This is a genomic window from Vagococcus sp. WN89Y, from assembly GCF_052220145.1.
In the GTDB taxonomy this organism is placed as follows: Bacteria; Pseudomonadota; Gammaproteobacteria; order Enterobacterales; family Enterobacteriaceae; genus Kosakonia.
Genome location: NZ_JBQPOM010000033.1, coordinates 1 through 520, shown reverse-complemented (window position 1 = coordinate 520; position 520 = coordinate 1). Strand labels below are relative to the sequence as shown.

1 protein-coding gene is annotated in these 520 nt (G+C 49.2%); it reads right to left on the bottom strand.

Features of this window, described 5'->3' with window-relative positions:
• Window positions 1-3: 3 nt before the first annotated feature.
• On the bottom strand, window positions 4-520 hold a 517-nt coding region (locus tag ACTU3N_RS14620; RefSeq protein WP_443086871.1), incomplete at its 5' end, for an IS3 family transposase.

Genomic DNA, 520 nt, shown 5'->3' with positions numbered 1-520 from the left:
TGACTAGTCCTGATATAGGTTGACACTCTTCCGCCTGTAAAACGCCTGATGAACATCATCAGGCGTTTTGTATTTCAGGGCCAGATGTGGCCGTTCATGGTTATAAATTGCCACAGATTCTTTTACTATCCTCCTGGCTTGCGTCAGGTCTGCCGGGCGTGACAGTAAAAACTCATTTTTCAGAATACCGTTTATTCGCTCTGCCAGCGCGTTCTGGTAGCAGTCATAACCATCGGTCATTGAACAGGTTATCCCGTTTCTCTCATGGACTGACTGATAAAGCGCTGAACAGTATTGCAGCCCTCTGTCAGAGTGGTGGATCAGCCGACCCTTTGTTTTTCTTTTCCTCAGCGCCTGCCTGAAGGCTTTTACCACATTTTCAGTCTGCAGATTTTCCCCCACATGGTAACCCATTATTTTTCTGGAAAAGGCATCCGTGACCAGACTAAGGTACACCGTGCCGCTGCGTACCGGCAGGTACGTAATATCCGCAACCCAGACCTGCTCCGGCTGACGGGCT